Raw genomic sequence first — 2,392 nt, forward strand, 5'->3', positions numbered from 1 at the left:
GATGGTAGTTGGGACCTTGTCCCTGTGAGAGTAGGACGTCGCCAAGCAAAAACCTAAGTCGTTTCGACTTAGGTTTTTTTGTGTTTATTTTTATTGCTTGAAATATAAAGGTAAGAATTACCTTTTGTGAAAATATAATCGAGATGTAAAAAGAATGTTTGTAATCTTATATAAAAAGGTTATGTAAAAAGTAGCAATCTAGCCCTTTTTACATAACCTTTTGTGTTTTTAAAGGATTTTACATAAGAAAAAATCTATAATTAAGGTAGTTAACATATATTTTTGATGGGTGTGGGGGATTATGAAAGAAATATGCATGTTATTAGTGGCTGTTATATTATGGGGGACAGCTATTGCACCAACAAAATGGGCTTTAGAATCTATTCAGCCGTTTACTTTGTTGTTTATTCGTCTTTTCTTTGCAGGTGGAATTTGTATGCTATTTTCATTTAAGCAACTACAAAAATCAGTTGTACATAAAAAAGTTCCATGGAAAAGAATGAGTTTACTAGCTTTTACCGGTGTAGCTGGGTACTTTATGTTCACATCCTACGGAATTTCTTTAACAAGTGGATTACATGTTAGTATCATAGATGCTGCATTACCATTAGTTACAATTCTTTTTTCAGCATTCTTTTTGAAAGAGAAAATTCGATTGAATTATTGGGTAGGAATTATATTGGGTGCTATAGGAGTACTCTTTATTACGATTCCATCTAAAAGTGCTGATCAAGAAGTGTCTTTAATAGGAGATATCCTGATATTATTAAGTACTTTTCTATTTGCTTTCTACACGGTTTTGCTAAAACGACCAAAACAAGAACGGTATTTATCAAACGAGGTTTTTACAACATTAACTTTAATTATTGGAGCTGTTATTCTATTACCATTTGCACTGGTAGAAATTCTTTATTACGGTTTACCAAAGATTGAAACTTGGAAAACGGGACTTAGTGTAATATACCTTGTTATTGGAGCAACAATTTTAGCGTATTGGTTTTGGAATAAAGCGCTAGAGAGAGTTTCAGCATCAGTAAGTGGATTATATTTAAATGCATTACCATTAATAAGTATTGTTACTTCAATTATTCTATTAAATGAATCTCTGACATGGAGAGTAATAATGGGAGCGAGTTTAGTTTTAATTGGAGTAGGATGGGCGGATAAGCAAAAGTTATGTAATCTATTAAAAGGTAATAAGGTGTAGAATAGAGACTGTTAAACAGTATGATTTATATAATTGACATGTAAAAAAGATACCTTATATATGAGGTATCTTTTTTATTTAGCAAAGATAATAGACTAAAATTAGTATGGATATTCTTTGCTGTATTTATATGTGTCGAAATCATTTTGAAATATTGTTTGAACAAGTTGTATACATTCAGTATCATAAAAGCTTTCAAAAGTTGGATGACGGGGAAATAAAGGATCGGTAATATCACCTTCGCTAAAATTCCCTTTATAAATCATGGCGGGAGTTTGATGATGCCATGATGTTGAGAACTCATTTATTGGTGCGTTTTTTAATTCGAAACGCTTTTCTAATTCTTTCATTTCCTGATCGAAGTTTTCTAAGTATATATAATTGGTGACATATTCTTCTTCACCAGCTATATATTGTTGTGTGAAATGTGGGTTAATATCACTTGCGTGAGCCCCTTTCATAAATAGATAGTATAGAAATTGTTTAAATGAGATCCCTTTGGGGGAATTTTCATCTTGATATAAAAACTTTCGGATGGGTTTCCATTCGGGATTTTCCATATAAGGAGGTCCAATTAAGGATACGAAAGAACTGACTGCTCTCCTATAAGGGTTACGAACAAGTTTAAACGTTTCTTTTTGTTTTTCTCGTAACGTTACCCCTAGTCGTACACTATAAGCAGGTGTACCTTTGTATATATCATATTCATAATTATGAATGAAAGGACTATAGCTTAGAGCTGTTTGTAATAAATCAATTTGGTAAAAGAACCATTTAGCAAGAGAAGTGCAACCGCTTTTTTGACTCCAAAATAGAATGATGGGAAACTTCCTATGATAGTGTGGGCTTCTTGAATGGGCGTTTATGGTGTTTAATAAAGAAGGATCGAACAAGTTCTACACTCCTTTCGGTTATTTTACTGATATGTATGAGGAATAAAGAGGGGGTATGAGAGTCTTTTTCATCTTTTTTTAAAAGATGAAAGATTAATATTGACTATTATTATATAGAGGTGTAATATAGGACAAGTCGCCGATGATATTAACGTCGCAAGCGACAAACGAAATAAAAAACTTAGTTGACATTAACTAACGAAGATGTTAACATAAGGAAGTCGCAAATGAGCGACCAAGTAGTTCTTTGAAAACTGAACGAAACAAACAACGTGAAACGTCAATTTTTATT

Annotated in this window: 2 protein-coding genes; one reads left to right on the forward strand and one right to left on the reverse strand. The window is 32.2% G+C overall.

All coding sequences use genetic code 11. The annotated features are described in order from the left end of the window. Window positions 1–301 precede the first annotated feature (301 nt). On the forward strand, window positions 302–1,207 hold the full coding sequence (locus C4S65_RS33865) for a DMT family transporter (RefSeq protein WP_103945933.1): 906 nt from the start codon (window positions 302–304) through the stop codon (window positions 1,205–1,207). A gap of 101 nt (window positions 1,208–1,308) precedes the next feature. Here the strand turns inward: C4S65_RS33865 and C4S65_RS33870 are convergent, their stop codons facing one another. Beyond that, window positions 1,309–2,100 carry a sulfotransferase family 2 domain-containing protein gene (locus C4S65_RS33870; RefSeq protein WP_086790492.1) on the reverse strand — a complete coding sequence of 264 codons (792 nt, stop codon included), beginning with the start codon at window positions 2,098–2,100 and terminating at the stop codon, window positions 1,309–1,311. Between the last annotated feature and the right edge of the window lie 292 nt (window positions 2,101–2,392).

Origin of the sequence: Bacillus sp. ok061 (assembly GCF_900108285.1) — a bacterium.
Lineage (GTDB): Bacteria > Bacillota > Bacilli > Bacillales > Bacillaceae_G > Bacillus_A > Bacillus_A thuringiensis_S.

Excerpts from the sequence above, each read along its gene's own strand:
- C4S65_RS33865 (WP_103945933.1), top strand. The coding sequence starts at position 302 with ATGAAAGAAATATGCATGTTATTAGTGGCTGTTATATTATGGGGGACA.